At 70.7% G+C, this 20,980-nt stretch carries 14 protein-coding genes; 6 read left to right on the top strand and 8 right to left on the bottom strand.

Features of this window, described 5'->3' with window-relative positions; translation table 11 throughout:
- Positions 1–24: 24 nt before the first annotated feature.
- From ACIA8D_RS15450 to rpsA, 3 genes are all read right to left on the bottom strand, one after another.
- Positions 25–963 (bottom strand): PAC2 family protein, encoded by a 939-nt coding sequence (locus ACIA8D_RS15450; protein ID WP_399232278.1) that lies wholly within the window; start codon positions 961–963, stop codon positions 25–27.
- A 125-nt stretch (positions 964–1,088) separates the two neighbouring features.
- A complete protein-coding gene (locus tag ACIA8D_RS15445; RefSeq protein ID WP_399232276.1) occupies positions 1,089–2,615 on the bottom strand; it encodes a flavin monoamine oxidase family protein in 1,527 nt (508 codons plus the stop codon).
- A 355-nt stretch (positions 2,616–2,970) separates the two neighbouring features.
- Positions 2,971–4,488 carry a 30S ribosomal protein S1 gene (gene rpsA, locus ACIA8D_RS15440; RefSeq protein ID WP_399232274.1) on the bottom strand — a complete coding sequence of 506 codons (1,518 nt, stop codon included), beginning with the start codon at positions 4,486–4,488 and terminating at the stop codon, positions 2,971–2,973.
- Between the two features lie 375 nt (positions 4,489–4,863).
- On the opposite strand from rpsA, the gene ACIA8D_RS15435 reads away from it, so the two are divergent.
- A complete protein-coding gene (locus tag ACIA8D_RS15435; RefSeq protein ID WP_399232272.1) occupies positions 4,864–5,706 on the top strand; it encodes a class I SAM-dependent methyltransferase in 843 nt (280 codons plus the stop codon).
- Positions 5,703–8,216, top strand: a complete 2,514-nt coding sequence (hrpB, locus tag ACIA8D_RS15430; protein WP_399232270.1) for an ATP-dependent helicase HrpB — start codon at positions 5,703–5,705, stop codon at positions 8,214–8,216. The genes ACIA8D_RS15435 and hrpB overlap by 4 nt, the downstream gene beginning before the upstream one ends.
- Here the strand turns inward: hrpB and ACIA8D_RS15425 are convergent.
- From ACIA8D_RS15425 to ACIA8D_RS15415, 3 genes are all read right to left on the bottom strand, one after another.
- The gene (locus tag ACIA8D_RS15425) at positions 8,206–9,210 is read right to left on the bottom strand and encodes a DUF3068 domain-containing protein (protein WP_399232269.1); all 1,005 of its coding nucleotides are present in this window, start codon (positions 9,208–9,210) and stop codon (positions 8,206–8,208) included. The two genes, hrpB and ACIA8D_RS15425, sit on opposite strands and share 11 nt — an antisense overlap.
- 39 nt (positions 9,211–9,249) lie before the next feature.
- A complete protein-coding gene (locus ACIA8D_RS15420; RefSeq protein WP_266720761.1) occupies positions 9,250–9,384 on the bottom strand; it encodes an SPW_0924 family protein in 135 nt (44 codons plus the stop codon).
- Between the two features lie 169 nt (positions 9,385–9,553).
- Entirely contained in the window at positions 9,554–11,284 is a 1,731-nt protein-coding gene (locus ACIA8D_RS15415; RefSeq protein WP_399232267.1) for a lytic transglycosylase domain-containing protein, read from the bottom strand.
- A 181-nt stretch (positions 11,285–11,465) separates the two neighbouring features.
- Between ACIA8D_RS15415 and ACIA8D_RS15410 the strand changes: the two genes are divergently transcribed.
- The gene (locus tag ACIA8D_RS15410) at positions 11,466–12,308 is read left to right on the top strand and encodes a DUF4184 family protein (RefSeq protein WP_399232265.1); all 843 of its coding nucleotides are present in this window, start codon (positions 11,466–11,468) and stop codon (positions 12,306–12,308) included.
- A gap of 48 nt (positions 12,309–12,356) precedes the next feature.
- Here ACIA8D_RS15410 and polA read toward each other — a convergent pair whose 3' ends face one another.
- On the bottom strand, positions 12,357–15,026 hold the full coding sequence (polA, locus tag ACIA8D_RS15405; protein ID WP_399232576.1) for a DNA polymerase I: 2,670 nt from the start codon (positions 15,024–15,026) through the stop codon (positions 12,357–12,359).
- A 258-nt stretch (positions 15,027–15,284) separates the two neighbouring features.
- Between polA and ACIA8D_RS15400 the strand changes: the two genes are divergently transcribed.
- Positions 15,285–17,579 carry an FdhF/YdeP family oxidoreductase gene (locus ACIA8D_RS15400; protein ID WP_399232263.1) on the top strand — a complete coding sequence of 765 codons (2,295 nt, stop codon included), beginning with the start codon at positions 15,285–15,287 and terminating at the stop codon, positions 17,577–17,579.
- A gap of 69 nt (positions 17,580–17,648) precedes the next feature.
- A complete protein-coding gene (locus ACIA8D_RS15395; protein ID WP_399232262.1) occupies positions 17,649–18,119 on the top strand; it encodes a hotdog fold thioesterase in 471 nt (156 codons plus the stop codon).
- A 15-nt stretch (positions 18,120–18,134) separates the two neighbouring features.
- Here ACIA8D_RS15395 and ACIA8D_RS15390 read toward each other — a convergent pair whose 3' ends face one another.
- Entirely contained in the window at positions 18,135–20,063 is a 1,929-nt protein-coding gene (locus ACIA8D_RS15390) for a Xaa-Pro dipeptidyl-peptidase (protein WP_399232260.1), read from the bottom strand.
- 197 nt (positions 20,064–20,260) lie between these two features.
- Here ACIA8D_RS15390 and ACIA8D_RS15385 point away from each other — a divergent pair, with 197 nt between their 5' ends.
- Positions 20,261–20,875, top strand: a complete 615-nt coding sequence (locus tag ACIA8D_RS15385; protein WP_399232259.1) for a hypothetical protein — start codon at positions 20,261–20,263, stop codon at positions 20,873–20,875.
- Positions 20,876–20,980 lie beyond the last annotated feature (105 nt).

Genomic DNA, 20,980 nt, shown 5'->3' with positions numbered 1-20,980 from the left:
GGGCTGATCGGGCAGGGCCCGTGATCAGGCGTCGCCCTCGCGCTCCGCCAGGAACTTCTCGAACTCCTGGCCGATCTCGTCGGCCGACGGGATGTCCATGGGCTCCGCCAGCATGTTGCCCCGCTGGTCCGCGCCCGCGGCCGCGTCGTACTGGTGCTCAAGGCCCTGGACCAGGGAGACCAGCTCCTCGTCGCCCTCCTGGACCTGCCGGTCGATCTCCGTCTGCGTACGGTGCGCGTCCGTGCGCAGTCCGTGCGCGACGCCCGGCAGCACCATGCCCGTCGCCGCCGTGATCGCCTCGATGACGGTGAGCGCGGCGTCCGGGTACGCGGAGCGGGCGATGTAGTGCGGGACGTGCGCGGCGACGCCGAGGACGTCGTGGCCCGCCTCCATGAGGCGGTACTCGACGAGGGCCGCGGCGCTGCCCGGCACCTGCGCCTCGTCGAACGGGCTGGCGTGCCCCGGCACCAGATCGGTGCGGTTGCCGTGCGGCGTGAGGCCCACGGGCCGCGTGTGCGGGACGCCCATCGGGATCCCGTGGAAGTTCACCGCGAGGCGCACCCCGAGCCGCTCCGCGATCTGCCGGACGGCGGCCGCGAAACGCTCCCACTCGACATCCGGCTCCGGCCCGGCGAGCAGCAGGAACGGCGCCCCCGTCGCGTCCTGCACGAGCCGCACCTCGAGCACCGGCGTCTCGTACTCGGTCCACCGGTCGCGCCGGAACGTGAGCAGCGGACGGCGTGCCCGGTAGTCCACGAGCCGGTCGTGGTCGAAGCGGGCGACCACCTGGTGCGGCAACGAGTCGATGAGCCGCTCGACGATCTGGTCGCCCGTCTCACCGGCGTCGATGTAGCCGTCGAAGTGGTAGAGCATGACCAACCCGGCCGACTCCTGGGCCAGCGCCATGTCCACGGCGGCGAGCCCCTTCGGCTCCCATGAGTACAAATCCTGCGGATCAAGCACAGTGACCGCTCCTCCTCGTGTTCCACCCCAAGAACGCGCGGAGCGGGTGCGGACATTCCCGTCCGCACCCTTTCTCAGCTGCCTCTTACGAACATGAGCGGCGCGTGAGTGCGCGTCGGACCATGTCAGTCGGCCAGCACGCGCGCGTGCAGCCGGCTCACCGCCCGCCGCGCCGACGTGAACGCCCCGTGCTGCCAGGCGTCGGTGTAGCTGAGCCAGTCACCGGCGAAGTAGACGCGGCCCGTCGGCTCGTTGAGCGGCTTGTAGCGGGGGTCGTCGGGGCCACCCGGGGTGTCGTGCCAGGCGGCTTCCAGGTGCGGCGCCTGCCGCCAGTGGTGCGAGAACGAGGTCGCCAGCTCGGTCCGGTACTTCTCGCCGTAGATCTTCACGCCCTGCGCCACGGCCCGCGCCTCGCGCTTGTCGGGCGTGAGCTTCGCGTACGCGTCGGCATCCGCGTCGTAGTTGTAGTAGCCGATCATGAGGCCGCGCTCGCCGTGGAACCCGTACGACGGGTGCCAGATGTGGCTGAGGTCCATGTCGGTCTCGGTGATGCCGCCGTAGATCCGGTGGTCCAGCTCCCACCAGCGGGACCTGTACTCCAGGCCGATCTTGCCCGCGGACTGCGGCTTGATTGCCTCAAGGGCGTTCTGCACGCCGGAGCCGAGGTTGTGCGGGATCCTGGCGAGGATGTTGGGCGGCAGCGCCCCGACGCAGAAGTCCGCCTCGACGACCCTGGTCCGACCGCCCTGCGCGTAGGTGACGGAGACCCGGTCCCCCTTGTCCGTGATCTTGCTGACGACTGCCCCGGTACGGATCCGGGAAGCCCCTATCGCGCCCGTCAGCGCCTTCGGTATCCGGTCCATCCCGCCGACCGGCTGGAACATCAGCATGGCCTGGTCGAAGCCGAACTCGAAGGAGAAGTAGCGCCCGACGCCGCTCGCGAACACCTCGGACGCGGAGGGCACGTCCCCGAGCACCACGCCCGGCGTGCCGGTCGCGGCGGGCACGGTCGAGTACCCCCGCCGGTCACACCCCTCGTAGGCGAGCTTGTCCCCCAGTGCCCCGAAGTCCTTCAGGAACTCGACGAGCCGCTCCTGGTCGGCAACACTCAGCTCCTTGTCCAACGCCCCCTTGTCGGAGGCCTTGGCCAGCAGCTCGGACACGTAGCCGTAGACATCGGCCTTGGCGGTCCTGTACCGCACGGGCTTCGTCATTCCGGCCGACTCGTTGAAGAGGTATGCGTCGGCATTGGTATTGGTGAACACCTCGATGGGGACGCCGAGTTCACGGCAGTAGTCGAGCGTGACCATCCACTGCGGGAGTCTCGCAGGACCGGCGTTCATGTACTGCCCGTCACTGAAGCTCGCGGTCTGCCGGTTCCCGTACGTGTCGACGGTCGAATCCCCGCCCCGCACCGTGAAGTTGCGTCCGCCGGTCCGGTCCCTGGCCTCCAGGACCGTACAGTCGTAGCCGGCCTTGCCCAGCTCGTACGCGGTGGCGAGCCCGGCGATGCCGCCGCCGACGATCACGACCTTCGCAGCGCCGCGCCCGCTCAGCGAGAAGTCCCCCGACCGCGGGGCACGGTACGGCGATTCGCGCTGCGCGGCCTGCGCGGTCGGCGCGAGCCCCAGAGCCCCCATGGTCGCGAACATGGCCCCCGCACCCCCGGTGACCCCCACGTTCCGCAAGAACGCCCGTCGACTGCCGCCCGTGCCCGTCGTCCACTGTGCTGCCATGGTGCCGATTCCCCTCGCCTGGTGAGCGATCTTGGCTGATCCGGGGATGGTGGCAACGCCGCGTTACGGCACACCCACACCTCGTGTATCCGCCACGTTTCTCTTGGGCGGGAAGCGGCGCGGCAGAGGGGGCGCGAGGAACTGCGCGCGCAACACATCGCCGGTGGCACAGCCGACGAGGCGACACCCTGTGGCCCAGGGCGCAAAAAAACGGTTGGCCCGCACCAAATGGTGCGGGCCAACCGCTAACTACCTGCTAGCGCAGAGCGTTTCAGCTCTGGCCGCCCGCCAGCTTCTCGCGAAGCGCGGCGAGCGCCTCGTCCGAGGCGAGCGCGCCGGAGTTGTCGGCCGTCTCCGAGGAGTACGAGCCGCCACCGCCGCCGCCACCGGAGGCCGCCGGAGCCGAAGCACCGGCGGGAGCCGCAGCACCCTCGGCCTCGGCCTGGGCGTCGGCCTCGCGGGACTTGATGACCTGAGCCTGGTGCTGCTCGAAGCGCTGCTGCGCCTCGGCGTACTGGGTCTCCCAGGCCTCGCGCTGGGTGTCGAAGCCCTCGAGCCAGTCGTTGGTCTCGGGGTCGAAGCCCTCGGGGTAGATGTAGTTGCCCTGGTCGTCGTAGGACGCGGCCATGCCGTACAGGGTCGGGTCGAACTCGACGGCCGACGGGTCGGCACCGAAGGCCTCGTTGGCCTGCTTCAGCGAGAGGCTGATGCGACGACGCTCGAGGTCGATGTCGATGACCTTGACGAAGATCTCGTCGTTGACCTGGACGACCTGCTCCGGGATCTCCACGTGGCGCTCGGCCAGCTCGGAGATGTGGACCAGGCCCTCGATGCCCTCGTCGACGCGGACGAACGCACCGAACGGAACCAGCTTCGTGACCTTGCCGGGAACGACCTGGCCGATCTGGTGCGTACGGGCGAACTGCTGCCACGGGTCTTCCTGCGTCGCCTTCAGCGACAGGGAGACACGCTCGCGGTCCATGTCGACGTCGAGGACCTCGACGGTGACTTCCTGGCCGACCTCGACAACCTCGGAGGGGTGGTCGATGTGCTTCCAGGAGAGCTCGGAGACGTGGACGAGACCGTCGACGCCACCCAGGTCCACGAAGGCACCGAAGTTGACGATCGAGGAAACGACGCCGGAGCGGACCTGACCCTTCTGCAGGGTGGTGAGGAACGTCTGGCGGACCTCGGACTGGGTCTGCTCGAGCCAGGCACGGCGGGACAGGACCACGTTGTTGCGGTTCTTGTCCAGCTCGATGATCTTCGCCTCGAGCTCCTTGCCCACGTAAGGCTGAAGGTCGCGGACGCGGCGCATCTCGACGAGGGAGGCCGGCAGGAAGCCACGGAGGCCGATGTCGAGGATGAGACCACCCTTGACGACCTCGATGACGGTACCGGTGACGATCCCGTCCTCTTCCTTGATCTTCTCGATCGTGCCCCAGGCACGCTCGTACTGAGCGCGCTTCTTGGACAGGATCAGACGGCCTTCCTTGTCCTCCTTCTGGAGAACCAGGGCCTCGATCTCGTCGCCGACGGCCACGACCTCGTTCGGGTCGACGTCGTGCTTGATCGAGAGCTCGCGGCTCGGGATGACACCTTCGGTCTTGTAACCGATGTCGAGGAGAACCTCGTCCCGGTCAACCTTGACGATGACGCCGTCGACGATGTCGCCATCGTTGAAGTACTTGATCGTCTCGTCGATGGCGGCGAGGAAAGCTTCCTCGTTACCGATGTCGTTGACCGCAACCTGCGGGGTGGTGGCGGTGGTCTCGGTGCTGCTCGTCATGTGGGAAAGGGCTCCGGCGGACATTGAAAGTCGGTGGGTACTGCTACGCCGGGAACCCGTTTCGCTCTGAAGAAGCCGGACAGCCCAGGAAGCGCCGAATCCGGACTTCCCTGAGGAACCGGTGGCGCCTCGATAACCGAGGGGACATACAACAGATGCGAGCACAGCCTGCTATGTCCGAGGTGCGCAGGCCCGCAGCGCAACTTGTAGCATACGGGGGCAGCCGGACAGGGTCAATGCGCGAAGGCGCACACCCGGGGCGGATCGCCGCATACCCGGCAGAAAACCTGTCACGCGAGGCCACTGGCACCGCCTTGGGCCTCGCAGGGCCCGCACACTATTACGAGGGAGCCGATCATCCAAGAGTCCGGACCAATGGAAGCGCACGACTCCCCCTCTACGGTCGACGACGACTCGACGGCGACCCGGCGGGACGCGGACACCACCGAGAGTTCGCGGGCCAACCGCGGCTGGTGGGACAGGAACGCGGACGACTATCAGGTCGAGCACGGCACGTTCCTGGGCGACGACCGTTTCGTGTGGTGCCCCGAGGGGCTCGACGAGATGGAGGCCGAGCTGCTCGGCCCGCTCGACGAGCTCGCGGGCAAGGACATCCTGGAGATCGGCGCGGGCGCAGCGCAGTGCTCGCGCTGGCTGCTCGCCCAGGGCGCGCGCCCCGTCGCGCTCGACCTCTCGCACCGCCAGCTCCAGCACGCGCTGCGCATCGACGGCGGCAAGGTGCCGCTCGTGGAGGCGGACGCGAGCGTGCTCCCCTTCAAGGACGGCTCCTTCGACCTGGCCTGCTCCGCGTACGGGGCGCTCCCCTTCATCGCGGACCAGGTGCAGGTGCTGCGCGAGGTGCACCGCGTGCTGCGGCCCGGCGGCCGGTTCGTCTTCTCCGTCACGCACCCCGTCCGCTGGGCGTTCCCCGACGAGCCGGGCCCCGAGGGCCTGTCCGTCTCCGCCTCCTACTTCGACCGCACTCCTTATGTGGAGCAGGACGATGCGGGGCGAGCGGTGTACGTCGAGCACCACCGGACCATCGGGGACCGGGTGCGGGACGTGGTGGCGGGCGGCTTCCGGCTCGTCGACCTCGTGGAGCCCGAGTGGCCCGCGTGGAACACGCAGGAGTGGGGCGGCTGGTCGCCGCTGCGCGGGAACCTGATCCCGGGGACGTCGATCTTCGTCTGCGAGCGGGATCAGACACTGGGCCCGTGATCCGTGACGACGCTCTGCATGCCCTTCCCGTACGTTCCGCGCTGCCGGCGCTGACCTCCGCGCTCGACGCGGACGGCGCCGCGGTGCTCGTCGCCCCACCCGGCACCGGCAAGACGACGCTCGTGCCGTTGGTGCTCGCCGGGCTGCTGGACTCCGCGCAGGACGCTCCCGTACGCCGTGTGGTGGTTGCCGAGCCGCGGCGGATCGCGGCCCGGGCGGCGGCCCGGCGGATGGCGTGGCTGCTCGGCGAGCAGGTCGGGGAACGGGTCGGCTACACGGTGCGCGGTGAGCGCGTCGTCGGGCCTCGCACGTGCGTCGAGGTCGTGACGACCGGGGTGCTGCTGCAACGGCTGCAACGGGACCAGGAGTTGGCCGGCGTCGACGCCGTGATGCTGGACGAGGTGCACGAGCGGCACCTGGACGCGGACACCGTGGCCGCCTTTCTGTGGGACGTGCGCGAGGCGCTGCGTCCCGAGCTGAAGCTGGTCGCGGCGTCCGCGACGACGGACGCCGAGGGGTGGGCCGCACTGCTCGGGGGCGCTCCGGTCGTCGAGGCCGAGGACGTCTCCCATCCGGTGGACGTGGTGTGGGCGCCGCTCGAGCGTCCGGTGCGGCCGCCGCACGGGATGCGGGTGGATCCGGCGCTGCTGACGCATGTGGCGTCCGTGGTGCGGCGTGCGCTCGCCGAGCGGGACGGGGACGTGCTGTGCTTCCTGCCGGGCGTCGGGGAGATTGCGCGGGTGGCCGGGCAGTTGGGCGACCTGGGCGACGTCGAGGTGCTTCAGGTGCACGGGCGGGCGCCGGCCGCCGTGCAGGACGCGGTGCTCTCGGCGAGTGCGCGGCGGCGGGTCGTGCTGGCCACGGCCGTCGCCGAGTCCTCGCTGACGGTGCCCGGGGTGCGGGTCGTCGTCGACGCGGGGCTGACGCGCGAGCCGCGGGTGGACCACGCGCGCGGGTTGAGCGCGCTGACGACCGTACGGTCCTCACGGGCGGCCGGGACGCAGCGGGCGGGCCGGGCCGGGCGTGAGGCGCCGGGTGTCGTGTACCGGTGCTGGGACCAGGCGGAGGACGGGCGTCTGCCGCGTTTCCCCTCCCCCGAGATCAAGGTGGCGGACCTGACGGCGTTCGCGCTGCAGGTGGCGTGCTGGGGCGACCCGGACGCGTCGGGGCTCGCGCTGTTGGACGCGCCTCCGGGTGGGGCGATGGCGGCGGCCCGGTCCGTACTGACGGCGGTCGGCGCGGTCGAGGAGGATTCGGGCCGGGCCACCGGGCGCGGGGCGCGGCTCGCGCGACTCGGGCTGCATCCACGCCTCGGCCGTGCGCTGGTGGACGCGGCACCGGTGGTGGGCGCGAAGCGTGCAGCCGAGGTCGTGGCACTGCTGAGCGAGGAGCCGCCGCGGGCGTACGGGGACGACCTCGGTGGGGCGTTGCGCTCCGCGCGGCGTGGAGGCGACGCGTATGCCTCGCGGTGGGCGCGTGAGGTTCGGCGGCTGGCCCGCCTCACCTCGGCGGAGACGGCTGCCCCGGCCCCCGCATCGGACGATCACGCCGTCGGTGTCGTCGCCGCGCTCGCCTTTCCCGAGCGGGTCGCCCGCAAGGTGGGCGGCTCCCTGCTCATGGTCTCCGGCACTCGCGCCGACGTCTCCGACGGGTCCGCCCTGCGGGACGCCGAGTGGGTGGCCGTCGCCGTCGCGGACCGGCCAGTGGGGGCCGGGCACGCGCGCATGCGGCTCGGTGCCGTGGTGGACGAGGAGGTCGCCCGGCGGGCCGCCGCGCCACTGTTGCGCGAGGGCGACGAAGTGGCCTGGGCGGGCGGCGAGTTGGTGGCCCGGCACGTCACCCGGCTCGGCGCCGTGGAACTCGTCGTGCGCCCGCTCAGGAACCCCGCCCCCGGCCTCGTACGGGACGCCCTGCTCGAAGGGCTGCGGCGCGAAGGGCTCGGGCTGCTGCGGTGGAGCAAGGACGCCGTGGCGCTGCGGGAGCGGCTCGCGTTTCTGCGGCGGCATGTCGGGGAGCCGTGGCCGGACGTGGGCGACGAGGCGCTGCACGCGCGCGTGGACGAGTGGCTGGAGCCGGAGCTGAGCGCGGCGCGGCGCCGGGCGGACCTCGAGCGCATCGACGCCGGGGAGGCGCTGCGACGGCTGCTGCCGTGGGCGGGCGGGCAGGCGTCGCGCCTGGACGAGCTGGCACCCGAGCGCCTCGAGGTGCCGAGCGGGTCCCGGATCCGGCTCGACTACTCCGATCCCGAACAGCCCGTGCTCGCCGTGAAGTTGCAGGAGATGTTCGGGCTGCGCGAGACGCCGCGCGTGGCCGGGGTCCCCGTGCTCGTGCATCTGCTGTCGCCCGCCGGGCGGCCCGCGGCCGTCACCGCGGACCTCCCCTCGTTCTGGGGCGACGGCTACCGCTCCGTACGGGCCGATCTGCGCGGCCGGTACCCGAAGCACCCGTGGCCCGAGGACCCGGCGACGGCCGAGCCCACGCGGCACACGAACGCACGCCTCAGACGCTGACCGGGTCGGGCTCCGGCTCGACCGCCGGTGTCTCCTCCGGCTCTCCGGGCCGCCGGCTGCGCGCCTCCAGCCACAGCGAGAGCGCGAGCAGCAGCGCGCCGAGGATCAGGAAGCCCCACGGCAGGTACGAGGTGAGCAGCAGGACCAGGACGCGCTGCGACTTGACCAGGTCGACCGTCGACTCGATGAAGTCGGGGCGCATCTTGACGTGTCCGGAGAACGCGGTGATCTTCTTGTCGGGATCACTGGCCAGGAGCGTGCCGCCGCGCATCTGCTCCTTGTGGATCTCCTCGCCGTAGACGGGCGCGCCGGTCGTCGGGTCGACCCAGAACTTTCGGACCGTCGTGTAGTACATCTTGGTGCCGGTCTTGGCGACGGACTCCGGGGTGATGCCCTTGACGGGGAGCTTCTTCGGGAAGGGGACCTGCGTCCAGGGGATGGTCTGCTCGAAGTAGTAGACGTTCAGGCCGTGGAACTTCTGGGTGCCCTTGTAGTGGATGGGGCGGGTGACGCGGGCGCGCGCGTCGAAGTACTCGTAGTCCCGCTTCTCCGTCAGGAACGGCCACTTGAACTCGATGCCCTCGCGCTTGACCGGGTCGCCGTCGACGGACTCGCCCTTGGCGTGCACGGGCGCGGAGCTGTGGGCGTCGAAGATGTAGCGCTCGGGGATCTGGGAGACCATCTTGCCGTCGGGTCCCACCACGTAGGTGAGGCCGTCCCAGACGACGACGTCGCGTCCGGCGCTCTCCTCCACCTTGTTCGACGCCTCGACGTTGCCCTTGAGGGTCTGCACGATGCTGAGTTTGGGGACCTTCTTCTCCTTCATGGTCCCGTAGTCGACGAGGGTCGCGTTCTTCGCCTCCAGGACCATGGTCTGGTACTGGCTCGGCGGGATCTTCGCGAGGCGCGGGAACGCGTACCAGCGCATCAGCGGGGACATCGCCGTGAAGAACACGGCGAAGGCGAGCAGGATCAGGCTGGCCTTGCGGCGCATCGCGGCGGCCCTCCTCAGCTACGGGCGTGGCACGGGCTTCTACGGGTGTTTGGGCACGGAGTGCAGCAGCGGTTTCGGGGATGTCTCGCCCGGCGGGGCACCGACCGCGGTCATGGTGAGGACCAGGGCGAGCGCCGCGGCGAGACCGATCGCCGCGGCGACGAGAGCGCGCATGTCCGACCTCCCTGCAGCCTTGCGGCACACGGAATCTGATGAGGCGTCAGGCCTCGGGGTCGGTGCACCGTAGCAACGCGGAGCGGGAATGAGAACACGTTGTACGGGACGTAGTTGAGCCCCCGACCGTGTGGGGTCGGGGGCTCAACGCAGGGCCGTGCGGCGGGCGTTACGAGGCGGGCGGCGCGGTCACCTTCAGTTCGACGTCGAGCGTCGCGCCGCCCGTCGTGGTGACGCGCACCAGGAACGTGCCGGTGGTGTCGTCCGCGTACAGCTCGGGCAGCGTGACGTGCCCGTCGGCGCCGGTCTCCAGGCCCTTGAGGGTGCGGATCTTCTTGCCGTCCGCGTCCTTGAAGTAGGGGCCCTTGGCCGCCTCGGTCGCGTCGTCCTTGGACGTGATGAGGGTCGCGGTCGCGGCGACCTTGTCGGCGGCGGCCCCCTTGTACGTGGCCGCCAGTTCGACGGCCTTGGCGAAGGTGCCGCCCGCCTCGCAGGTCAGCGGGTCCTCGCCGACGCGGGTCAGCTTGTCGGCGGCCCGTGCGGTGACCTTCGCCTGGTAGTCGAGGGCCACGGAGCGGCCGACGACGGTGGCGCGGACCTTGAACGAGCCGGTCTTCTCGCCCGCCTTGAGGGCCGGGGCGGTGGCCGTGCCGGAGCCGCTCGTGGTGACGGTGGCACTGGTGGCGCCGCCGGAGAACGTGGAGTCGGTGTCACCGACGATGCTGAAACGGATCTTCACGGAGCCGACGCCGGAGCCCGCCGCGTTCTTGGCCTTCACCACGACCTTGGCGGCGAAGGTGTCGCCGGCCATGGCGCTGAGGCCGCCGGTGCCCGCGTCGGCGAGCTTGGTGACGGACTGGGTGGGGCTGGTGGTGGGCGGCGGTGTGGTCCCGCCGGGGCTCTCCGAGCCGCCGCCCGTGTTTCCGCCGGGAGTGGTCGAACCGCCGCCGGTGCCTCCGCCGGGGGTCGTCGAACCGCCGCCGGACGGCGGCTTGGACGGGTTCTTCGTGTCCGGCGAGTGCGACGGGCGGCCGGAGTCGCGCCCGGTGGGGGTCGGCGACGGACTCGCGCCGCCGCCCGTGCCGCCGCTGCTCGGGTGCTTGGGCAGCACACCGGTGCCGTCGGGGACGGAGTGCGAGTGCTTGCGGTAGTGCTCCAGCCAGGCCAGGACCTTGGCGAGGTAGTCCGAGGAGTTGTTGTAGCTGAGGATCGCCTTGTTGAGGTCCGAGGCGTTCGACAGATCGCGGTCGGCGCGGCACAGGTAGTGGCCCGCGGCGAGGGCGGCGTCGTAGACGTTGTTCGGGTCCTTCTTGCCGTCGCCGTTGCCGTCGCGGCCCGCCCATTCCCAGGTGGAGGGGATGAACTGCATGGGGCCCACGGCCCGGTCGTGGACCGTGTCGCCGTCGTAGGAGCCGCCGTCGGTGTCGGTGATCTTCGCGAAGCCGTTGCCGTCCAGGGGCGGGCCGGTGATCGCGTGGAGGGTGTTGCCGTCCTTGTCGACGTCGCCGCCGTTGGCCTGGCCCGACTCGACCTTGCCGATCGCGGCGAGCAGTTGCCAGTCGATGTTGCAGCCGGGCTTCGTGGTGCCTATCTCGGCGGCTGCCTTCTTGTACGCGTCGAGGACGGTCGCGGGTATGCCGGAGCCGTCGCCGCCGCCCTTCCCGCCCTTGCCGGGCGCGGTGGTGGGGCTGTCCAGCGGCGGCAGGTCCGTGTAGTAGTCGGGGCCCGACGCCGAGTCCGGTGGCGTGTCGTCGGAGCGGTCCGCCGCGGAATTGCCGCTGTCCCCGTGCGGGGTGGTCACTCCGGGGGCCTGGGACGCGGACAGGGCCGCCACCGCCGCGGCGGCGACCGCGGCCGTCATGGCTCCCCTGCGCAGTCGCCTGCCGAATACCGCCGCCATGCCGCGAGCCCTCCCCTTTGTCGCCTGTAACGACCCGCGACGCTCCCCAGCGCGCGGATCCCGCCGACCCTACGACAACTTCCGCCGCACAGACACCCGTTCGCGCCCGGTATTGAACGATTGCGCCGCTACGGATGCCGTACGATTCCACGCTCGCACGCCACGGATAACAGGGGGACACGTGCCGTTCACCATCAGCCATGCCGCGGCCGTGCTGCCCTTCGTACGGCGTGACGGTGCGGGCCGGGGGCCGCTGGTGCCCGCGCTGCTCGTCGCCGGGTCGTTCGCGCCCGATCTCACGTACTACGCGGCGGGGGTGGCGCCGGGTGCCATGGAATTCGGCGCGTTCACGCACTCGTTCGCGGGCGTCTTCACCGTGGACGTGGCGCTCGCGCTCGTGGTGGTGGCCCTGTGGCGGCTGATCCGGGAGCCGCTCCTCGGGCTCGTACCGGTGCGGGCGCGGGGGCGCCTGGCGGCGGTGCTCCGGCCTCGGGCGCGGACGCGGTGGTGGCCGCTGTGGTGGTACGTGTCGGCGGCGATCGGCGCCACGACGCACGTCGTGTGGGACGCCTTCACGCACCCGGACCGCTGGGGCGTGCGGCTCTTCCCGGTCCTCGGCGAGACGTTCGCGGGCTCCCCGCTGTACTGGTACGCCCAGTACGCGGGTTCGGCCGCGGCACTCGCGGTGCTGGCCGCGTACGCGTGGTGGGCGGTACGGAGCGCGGAACCCGCACCGGCACCGGCCACCGGGGAGCGGTGGCTCGCGTGGACCCTGATCGCGGGCTGCGCCTGCGCCGCGGGCGCCCTGCGGGTGACGCGCTGGCTGTCGTACGTGAACGGGGCCGGCCTCACGTGGCAGCCGTGGGAAATCATCCCGGCCCTGTGCTTCGGGGCGGGAGCGGGCGTGGGGGTCGGGGTGGTGCTGTACGCACTGGTGACCCACTCACGCACCCCTCGGTCCTCGCCAATTCAAGCCCCGCCGGCGATTGAGGCGCGGGGTCCGGGGCAGAGCCCCGCGACGTAGGCCCGGTGCGGGCCGCGACGACACGACCCACACCCGACCGACCAGGCCCTAGTGGGCCGCGGACTCCCAGTCCGCCCCCAGCCCCACCGACACATCCAACGGCGCGCGGAGCGCAACCGCTCCGGCCATCTCCCGCCGCACCAGCTCCTCCGCCGCCGCGGCCTCCCCGGGAGCGATCTCCAGCACGACTTCGTCGTGCACCTGGAGCAGCATCCGGGACTTGAGCTTCGCCTCCGTGAGCGCCTTGTCGACGTTCAGCATCGCGATCTTCACGATGTCGGCGGCGGTGCCCTGAATCGGCGCGTTGAGAGCCATCCGCTCGGCCATCTCGCGGCGCTGCCGGTTGTCCGAGTTCAGGTCGGGCAGGTAGCGGCGGCGCCCCAGCATCGTCTCCGTGTACCCGGTGGCGCGCGCCTCGTCGACCGCCCGCCGCAGGTAGTCGCGGACGCCGCCGAACCGCTCGAAGTACGTGTCCATCAGGCCGCGCGCCTCGCCCGGGTCGATGCCCAGCTGGCCGGAGAGGCCGAAGGCGGACAGGCCGTACGCGAGCCCGTACGACATCGCCTTGATCTTGCGGCGCATCTCGGCGTCGACCGCGTCCCGCCCCACGCCGAAGACCTGGGAGGCCACCGTGGTGTGCAGGTCCTCGCCGGAGTTGAACGCCTCCAGGAGGCCCTCGTCCTCCGAGAGGTGCGCCATGACGCGCAGTTCGATCTGGCTGTAGTCGGCCGTCATCAGCGACTCGTAGCCCTCACCGACGACGAAGCCGCGGCGGATCGCGCGGCCCTCGTCGGTGCGGACCGGGATGTTCTGCAGGTTCGGGTCCGTGGACGACAGGCGGCCGGTCGCGGCGACCGTCTGGTTGAACGTGGTGTGGATGCGGCCGTCCGCCGCGATCGTCTTGATCAGGCCCTCGACGGTGACGCGGAGCTTGGCCTGCTCACGGTGGCGCAGCATGATCACGGGGAGTTCGTGGTCGGTCTGCGTGGCCAGCCAGGCGAGCGCGTCGGCGTCCGTCGTGTACCCGGTCTTGGTCTTCTTCGTCTTCGGGAGGTCGAGCTCCTCGAAGAAGACGGCCTGGAGCTGCTTCGGGGAGCCGAGGTTGAACTCGTGGCCCACCGCGTCGTGCGCCTCCTTCACCGCCTGCTGGACGGCGCCCGCGAACATCTGCTCCATCGACTCCAGGTGGGCGCGGTCGGCCGCGATGCCGTGCCGCTCCAGGCGCGCGAGGAGCGTGGACGTGGGCAGCTCGATGTCGGTGAGCAGCTCCGCCGCGTTGACCTCCTTGAGGCGCGTGCCGAACGCCTCGCCGAGGTCGAGGATCGCGCGGGCCTGCACCATGAGCGCGTCGGCCTCGGCCTGGTCGTCCTCGTCCGTACCGAACGCGAGCTGACCGTCGGCCGCGCCGGCCGGGGCGAGCTCGCGGCCCAGGTACTCCAGGGACAGCGCGTCGAGCGCGAAGGAGCGGCGGCCCGGCTTGACCAGGTACGCGGCGAGCGCCGTGTCCATGGTGATGCCCTCGACGCTCCAGCCGTGCTCGGCGAAGACCCGCATCACGCTCTTGGCGTTGTGCAGCACCTTCGGCTTCTTCGCGTCGGCGAGCCAGGCGGCGAAGGCCTTCTCGTCGGCCTCGTCCAGCGTCGACGGGTCGAACCAGGCGGCCTCTCCCCCGGCTGCGGCCAGCGCGATCTCGGTGACCGAGCCGGTGCCCAGCGTCCAGGTGTCGACGGTCGCCATGCCGAGGACCGCCTTGCTGTGCTCGGCCAGCCACGGCGCGACCTCACCCGTCGCGAGGACCGTCCCGTCGAGCTCGACGCCCGGCTCGGCCGGGGTCTCCTCGGCCTCCTCGGCGCCCGGGTCGACGGCGAACAGGCGCTCGCGCAGCGACGGGTTACGGATCTCCAGCGTGTCCAGGATCATCGCGATCGCCGTCCGGTCGTACGCCTCGCGGCCCAGTTCGGTGACCGTCTTCGGCAGCTCGACGTCGCGCACCATCTCGGTCAGGCGCCGGTTCAGCTTCACGGCCTCGATGTGGTCCCGGAAGTTCTGCCCCGCCTTGCCCTTGACCTCCTCGGCGCGCTCGACCAGCTCCGCGAACGAACCGAACTGGTTGATCCACTTCGCGGCCGTCTTCTCGCCGACCCCGGGGATGCCCGGCAGGTTGTCCGAGGGGTCGCCGCGCAGCGCCGCGAAGTCCGGGTACTGGGCGGGGGTGAGCCCGTACTTCTCCTCGACCTTCTCCGGCGTGAAGCGGGTCAGCTCGGAGACGCCCTTGGTGGGGTACAGCACCGTCACGTTCTCGGAGACCAGCTGGAACGAGTCCCGGTCGCCGGTGACGATGAGGACCTCGAAGCCGGCGGCCTCAGCCTGCGTGGCGAGCGTGGCGATCACGTCGTCGGCCTCGAAGCCGTCGACCGCGAAGCGCGGCGTGTGCATCGCGTCGAGCAGCTCGCCGATCAGCTCGACCTGCCCCTTGAACTCGTCCGGGGTCTTCGACCGGTTCGCCTTGTACTCGGTGAACTCCTCGGAGCGCCACGTCTTGCGGGACACGTCGAACGCCACCGCGAAGTGCGTCGGCTCCTCGTCGCGCAGCGTGTTCGCCAGCATCGACGCGAAACCGTAGATCGCGTTCGTCGGCTGGCCCGTCGCCGTCGTGAAGTTCTCCGCGGGCAGTGCGAAGAACGCCCGGTACGCCAGCGAGTGCCCGTCCATGAGCATCAGGCGGGGACGCCCACCCGAGCTGCCGTCTGCTGCCTTCGCCACCGGATCCACCGTCTTCTGCGTCGTCTTTGGCGTGTTCGCTGCTGCTTTCTCTGCCACGCCCACGATCCTGCCACGCCCCACTGACAGCGCGGCCCACCTCCGGCCGGAGCGGGCGTTGTCGGACCCCCGTGCGAAGATCGGAGACGTAGCTCACAGCACTGCTCGGCAGGACGCGCAGCAGCACTGCAGGACCGCTCAAAGGGGAGCCGACCCATGGCAAGCAAGCCGCCCGCATCCGACCCGGTACAGGACGCGCCGCAGGTCGCGGCGCCGCAGCACCATGCCGCCGGGCTCCCCGCCGTCAAGCACTCGCTCAAGATGGCCCGCGAGCAGATGGGCGTGAAGCGGACCGCGCTGACGCTGCTTCGCGTCAACCAGAAGGACGGCTTCGACTGCCCCGGCTGCGCCTGGCCGGAGCCGGAGCACCGGCACGCGGCGGAGTTCTGTGAGAACGGGGCGAAGGCGGTCGCCGAGGAGGCCACGCTGCGCCGGGTGACGCCGGAGTTCTTCGCCGCCCACCCCGTCACGGACCTTTCGACACGCTCCGGGTACTGGCTGGGCCAGCAGGGCCGCCTCACCCACCCCATGTATCTGGCGGAGGGCGCCTCGCACTACGAGCCGGTGACCTGGGAGCGCGCCTTCGACCTGATCGCCGAGGACCTCGAAGCCCTCGAATCGCCCGACGAGGCCGTCTTCTACACGTCCGGGCGCACCAGCAACGAGGCGGCGTTCCTCTACCAATTGTTCGCCCGCGAGTTCGGCACGAACAATCTGCCCGACTGTTCGAACATGTGCCACGAGTCGTCCGGCTCCGCGCTGACCGAGACGATCGGCATCGGCAAGGGCAGCGTCCTCCTGGAGGACCTCTACAAGTCGGACCTGATCATCGTCGCCGGGCAGAACCCTGGCACGAACCATCCGCGCATGCTTTCCGCCCTGGAGAAGGCGAAGGCCGGCGGCGCGAAGATCATCTCCATCAATCCGCTGCCCGAGGCGGGCCTGGAGAAGTTCAAGAACCCGCAGACCCCCAAGGGCCTCACCAAAGGCGCGGCGCTCAACGATCTGTTCCTGCAGATCCGCCTCGGCGGCGACCAGGCCCTCTTCCGCCTCCTCAACAAGCTGATCCTGGGCACGCAAGGCGCCACCGACGACGCCTTCATCGCCGAGCACACGCACGGCTACGAGGAGTTCGCGAAGGCCGCCCGCGCCGCCGACTGGGAAGAGACGCTCGCCGCGACCGGCCTGTCCCGCGCCGACATCGAGCGCACCCTGGAGCTGGTCCTCGCCTCCAAGCGCACCGTCGTGTGCTGGGCCATGGGCCTCACCCAGCACAAGCACTCCGTGCCGACGATCCGCGAAGTGGTCAACTTCCTGCTGCTGCGCGGCAACATCGGCCGCCCGGGCGCGGGCGTGTGCCCGGTGCGCGGCCACTCCAACGTGCAGGGCGACCGCACCATGGGCATCTTCGAGCGCCCCGCCCCCGCGTTCCTCGACGCCCTGGAGAAGGAGTTCGGCTTCGCCCCGCCGCGCGAGCACGGCTTCGACGTGGTGCGCGCGATTCGCGCCCTGCGCGACGGGCAGGCGAAGGTCTTCTTCGCCATGGGCGGCAACTTCGTCTCGGCCTCCCCCGACACGGAGGTCACCGAGTCGGCGATGCGCCGCGCCCGCCTCACCGTGCACGTCTCCACGAAGCTGAACCGCTCGCACACCGTCACCGGCGCCCGCGCGCTGATCCTGCCCACCCTCGGCCGCACCGAGCGCGACCTCCAGGTCGGCCCGAACGGGAAGAACACAGAGCAGTTCGTGACCGTCGAGGACTCCATGGGCATGGTGCACGCATCCCGCGGCCGTCTGGACCCGGCGAGCCGCCACCTGCTGTCGGAGCCGGCCATCGTCGCCCGCCTCGCCCGCCGCGTGCTGGGCGCCGAATCGCTCACGCCGTGGGAGGAGTTCGAGAAGGACTACGCGACGATCCGCGACCGCATCGGGCACGTGATCCCCGGCTTCGAGGACTTCAACGCGCGCGTGGCGGACCCGTCGGGTTTCGCGCTCCCGCACGCCCCGCGCGACGAGCGCCGCTTCCCCACCACCACCGGCAAGGCCAACTTCACGGCCGCGCCCGTCGAGTACCCGCGCGTGCCCGAGGGCCGCCTGCTCCTTCAGACGCTGCGCTCGCACGACCAGTACAACACCACGATCTACGGCCTCGACGACCGCTACCGCGGCATCAGGAACGGCCGCCGCGTCGTCCTCGTCAACGCCGACGACGCCAAGGACCTCGACCTCGCCGAGGGCTCCTACGTGGACCTCGTCAGCGAGTGGCGCGACGGCGTCGAGCGGCGCGCGCCCGGCTTCCGCGTCGTGCACTACCCGACGGCCCGCGGCTGCGCGGCCGCCTACTACCCGGAGACGAACGTCCTGGTGCCGCTTGACGCCACCGCGGACACCAGCAACACACCCGCCAGCAAGTCCGTCGTGGTCCGCCTGGAACAATCCAGGACCGACTGAGCGTTTGCTCAGCCAGGTATCAGCCACGTAGACGACTCAAGCACTGCACGACGAACGGAGCCGGGCGCCATGGGCGAGCAGAACCACACGCAGTTCCCGCAAGAGGTCATCGACGAGTACGCCGCACTCGGCATCGACCTCGTCGCCCTGTTCTCCGCAGGACACCTCGGCACGCGCATGGGTATCGACGTCAAGGAGGCCTCGGCCGAGCGCGTCGTCGGCACCATGCCCGTCGAGGGCAACACCCAGCCCTACGGGCTGCTGCACGGCGGCGCCTCCGCCGTCCTCGCCGAGACCCTCGGCTCCGTCGGCGCGATGCTGCACGGCGGCAGCGGCAAGATCGCCGTCGGCGTCGACCTGAACTGCACGCACCACCGCAGCGCCCGCTCCGGCCTCGTCACCGGCGTCGCGACGCCCCTGCACCGCGGCCGCTCCACAGCCACGTACGAGATCGTGATCACCGACGAGCAGGACAGGCGGGTCTGCTCGGCCCGCCTGACCTGCATGCTCAAGGAAGTCCCTGACGCGCCCACCGCGTAGCGGACGCCCCGGCGTCTACCCCTTTCCGATGGGCGCCAGCGGCAGCGTCACCGAGCTGTCCCCGGCGCGCACCGTCATCCTCGTGCCCGCCGGGTAGCGCAGCGTGTAGTCGTAGTCGGTGGAGATCAGGACGACGCCGAGCCGGTGCCCGGCCTTGAAGACGTAGTCCTCGGGCTGCATGTCCCAGCGCAGCCGGTACTCACGGCCCTCGACGACCTTGGACTGGCGCTCGTACGACGTCCGGTTGCGGGCGTCCAGCCAGCCCCGCGTCACGATCTTGTAGTCGGCGGTCTCGGTGCGGTGCTTCGTGCGGTACGCGCAGCCCGTCTCGCCGACGAGCCCCGGCACGCCCTCGCCGTAGCAGACCTGCTGCGAGGTGTCGGTGACCGTGCCCGATGTGGCGCGGGTGTCACGGCCGTAGTCGACGAGCAGCGCCGTCACGTACGGCGACGTACCGGCCAGCGAGGCCCGCACATCGACCTTCGGCACACCGTTGAGCCGGACGTCCTTGTCCAGCGCCCTCGTCGTGTACGCGAGCCGGTTCGGATTCGCCGCGTCCGGTGACGTCACGAGCTTCTCCGCGGCGACCGTGCGGCCCGCGTCGGTCAGCGACTGCACGCGCTTGGGCCCGGCCTTGCTCCCCAGCGCCCCGTCGGCGCGCATCCGCAGCGTCGTCGAGCGGGTGCCGGGCGCCGGCCAGTCGCTCTGCCGCTTCCAGCCGAAGTCGGCCTGCTCGACGTCGACTTGAGGTTCCTTCGTGACGCCGTTGTCGATGCCGTACAGATAGTGGTCGAACCAGTGGTGGACCTGGCTCAGCCACTCCTCCATGCGCAGCGGCATCGGATTGGCGTGCCCGGCCTGGTGCAGCCACAGCTTGCGCGGCACATGGTTCTTCTTCAGCGCCTCCCACAACTGGCCCGCGTTCTTCGTCTTCACGTTCCAGTCGTTGAGGCCGTGCACGACGAACGTCGCCGCCTTGATCCGGCCGGCGTCCTTCAGGTAGTCGCGCTCCTGCCAGTACGGCGACCAGTCGCCCGTCACCCGGTCCTGATCACTCTCCAGCGCGTCGAGCACCGGCTTGCAGATCTCCCGGTCGGCCCGCGAGTACACATACCGGGCGAGCACATCGGTGTCCTCGCCCTGGAACGTGCCGGGCGCGACGACGCCGCCGTTCGCGCGGTAGTAGTCGTACCAGGAGGAGATCCCGGAGATCGGCACGATCGCCTTCAGGCCCTCGACTCCCGTACTGGCGACGGCCGTTGGCAGCGTCCCGTTGTAGGAGATGCCCATCATCGCCGAGTCACCGGTCGACCAGTCGGCGCGGACCGGATTACCGTTGGTGTCCCAGCCCTTGGCGCGGCCGCTCAACCAGTCGATCGCGGCCTTCGCGCCGAGCGTCTCGTTGCGGCCGCCCGAGGTCGGACAGCCCGTGGAGTCGCCCGTACCGAGACTGTCGACCTCGGCCACGGCATAGCCGCGCGGCAGGAAGTAGTTGTCGTAGTACCCGCCGTACGCCACGGCAGGACCCGTCAACCCAGCCTGCCCCGCCGCCTGTTGGAACGTCTTGCCCGCCTCCGGAAGTCCGTCCTCGTCCAGGTCGACGACATGGTTCGGGACATCGTTGCCACCCGCCCAGTACGGGCTGGCCTCGACGATCGTGGCGACCTTCAGGCCCGCCGACTCCGTCTCCTTGGGCCGCAGGATCCGCATGCGCACGGTGTCGCGCTTCCCGTCACCGTCGCTGTCGACCGCCGTCTGCACGTCGACCTTCTGCAGCACGGCGTCCGCACGCGAGAAGACGGGCTGCGTCTCACGATCCTCGATCCTCAACTCCGCCCGGTCGGCGGAGGGTTGCACGGCGGACGCGGACGGAGCGACTGTCGCCGCCACCAGCGCACACACCAGGGCCAGGCCGAAGCATCTCTTACCGGTGGATCTCGCCATCGTGCCTCCAAGGGCGCGTTCGGGGAGTTCACTCACGGGACGGGAGGTGACGTGAGGTATTCCACCGCGCCGCGCCCCACCCGGCCAGAGGGCCTCACCAACTCGCACACCGCGCGGCGCAATCGACGCCCGCACCCGCAACTCCTCCACTCCGCGCCGACATTGGCGGAACCGCACCCTCCGCCCTACCGTCGAGCATGACCGGCATCGGACCCGTCGAGCCGCACGAACCGGCGGCCGACAGCCACCCCCGCACGCCGCACCCCGCCGACATCGTCGGCACCGACTCCCCACGCATGCACGACCGTTGGACCGCACTGCTCCCACGCAGACGCCGCCTCCTCATCGCCGCCATCGTCGCGGCCGCCGCCGTCGCGGGCATGCTCCTCCTGTCCCGCCCCGAACGATCAACCCCCGCACCACTCGACCCCTGGCCCGCCCAGGTCACCCACCTGACGTACGAAGGGGCCCACGACGAGACCTTCCGGTTCACCGTGCACGTCGACCACGGAGGGCCAGTGACGATCAGTCACATAAGGCCCGGCGACCCGAGATTGACGCTCTCCGCCACACCCGGCCCACCGTTCAGGGCGACCGCAGGATCGCGCCGCACCCTCACCGTACGGATCGCCGTACGCGACTGCCCCGCCCTGCCCCGCGCCCTCGACATGACCTACCTGGACCTCACCCTGACCAACCGGCGGGCCAGGGAACTGCACAGCTTCATCTTCGTCGACCGCTACCCGCACGACCTGCTCACCCTGCTGCGCGCACGCTGCGCGAAGCCCCGGGCCGAACTCACACAGCGGTAACACTCGGTTACCTCTGCCGCAACGAAGCAATGCGAACGTCGCACCGCGCAGCCCTGTCGACGCACACGGGGCGTACGCAAGCGAGTCGATCTTGAGAACACCCCG

Source organism: Streptomyces sp. NPDC051684 (genome assembly GCF_044453445.1).
Taxonomy (GTDB): Bacteria; Actinomycetota; Actinomycetes; order Streptomycetales; family Streptomycetaceae; genus Streptomyces.
Note: the sequence above shows the minus strand (reverse complement) of the source record. Positions and strands in the feature narration are given on the sequence as shown.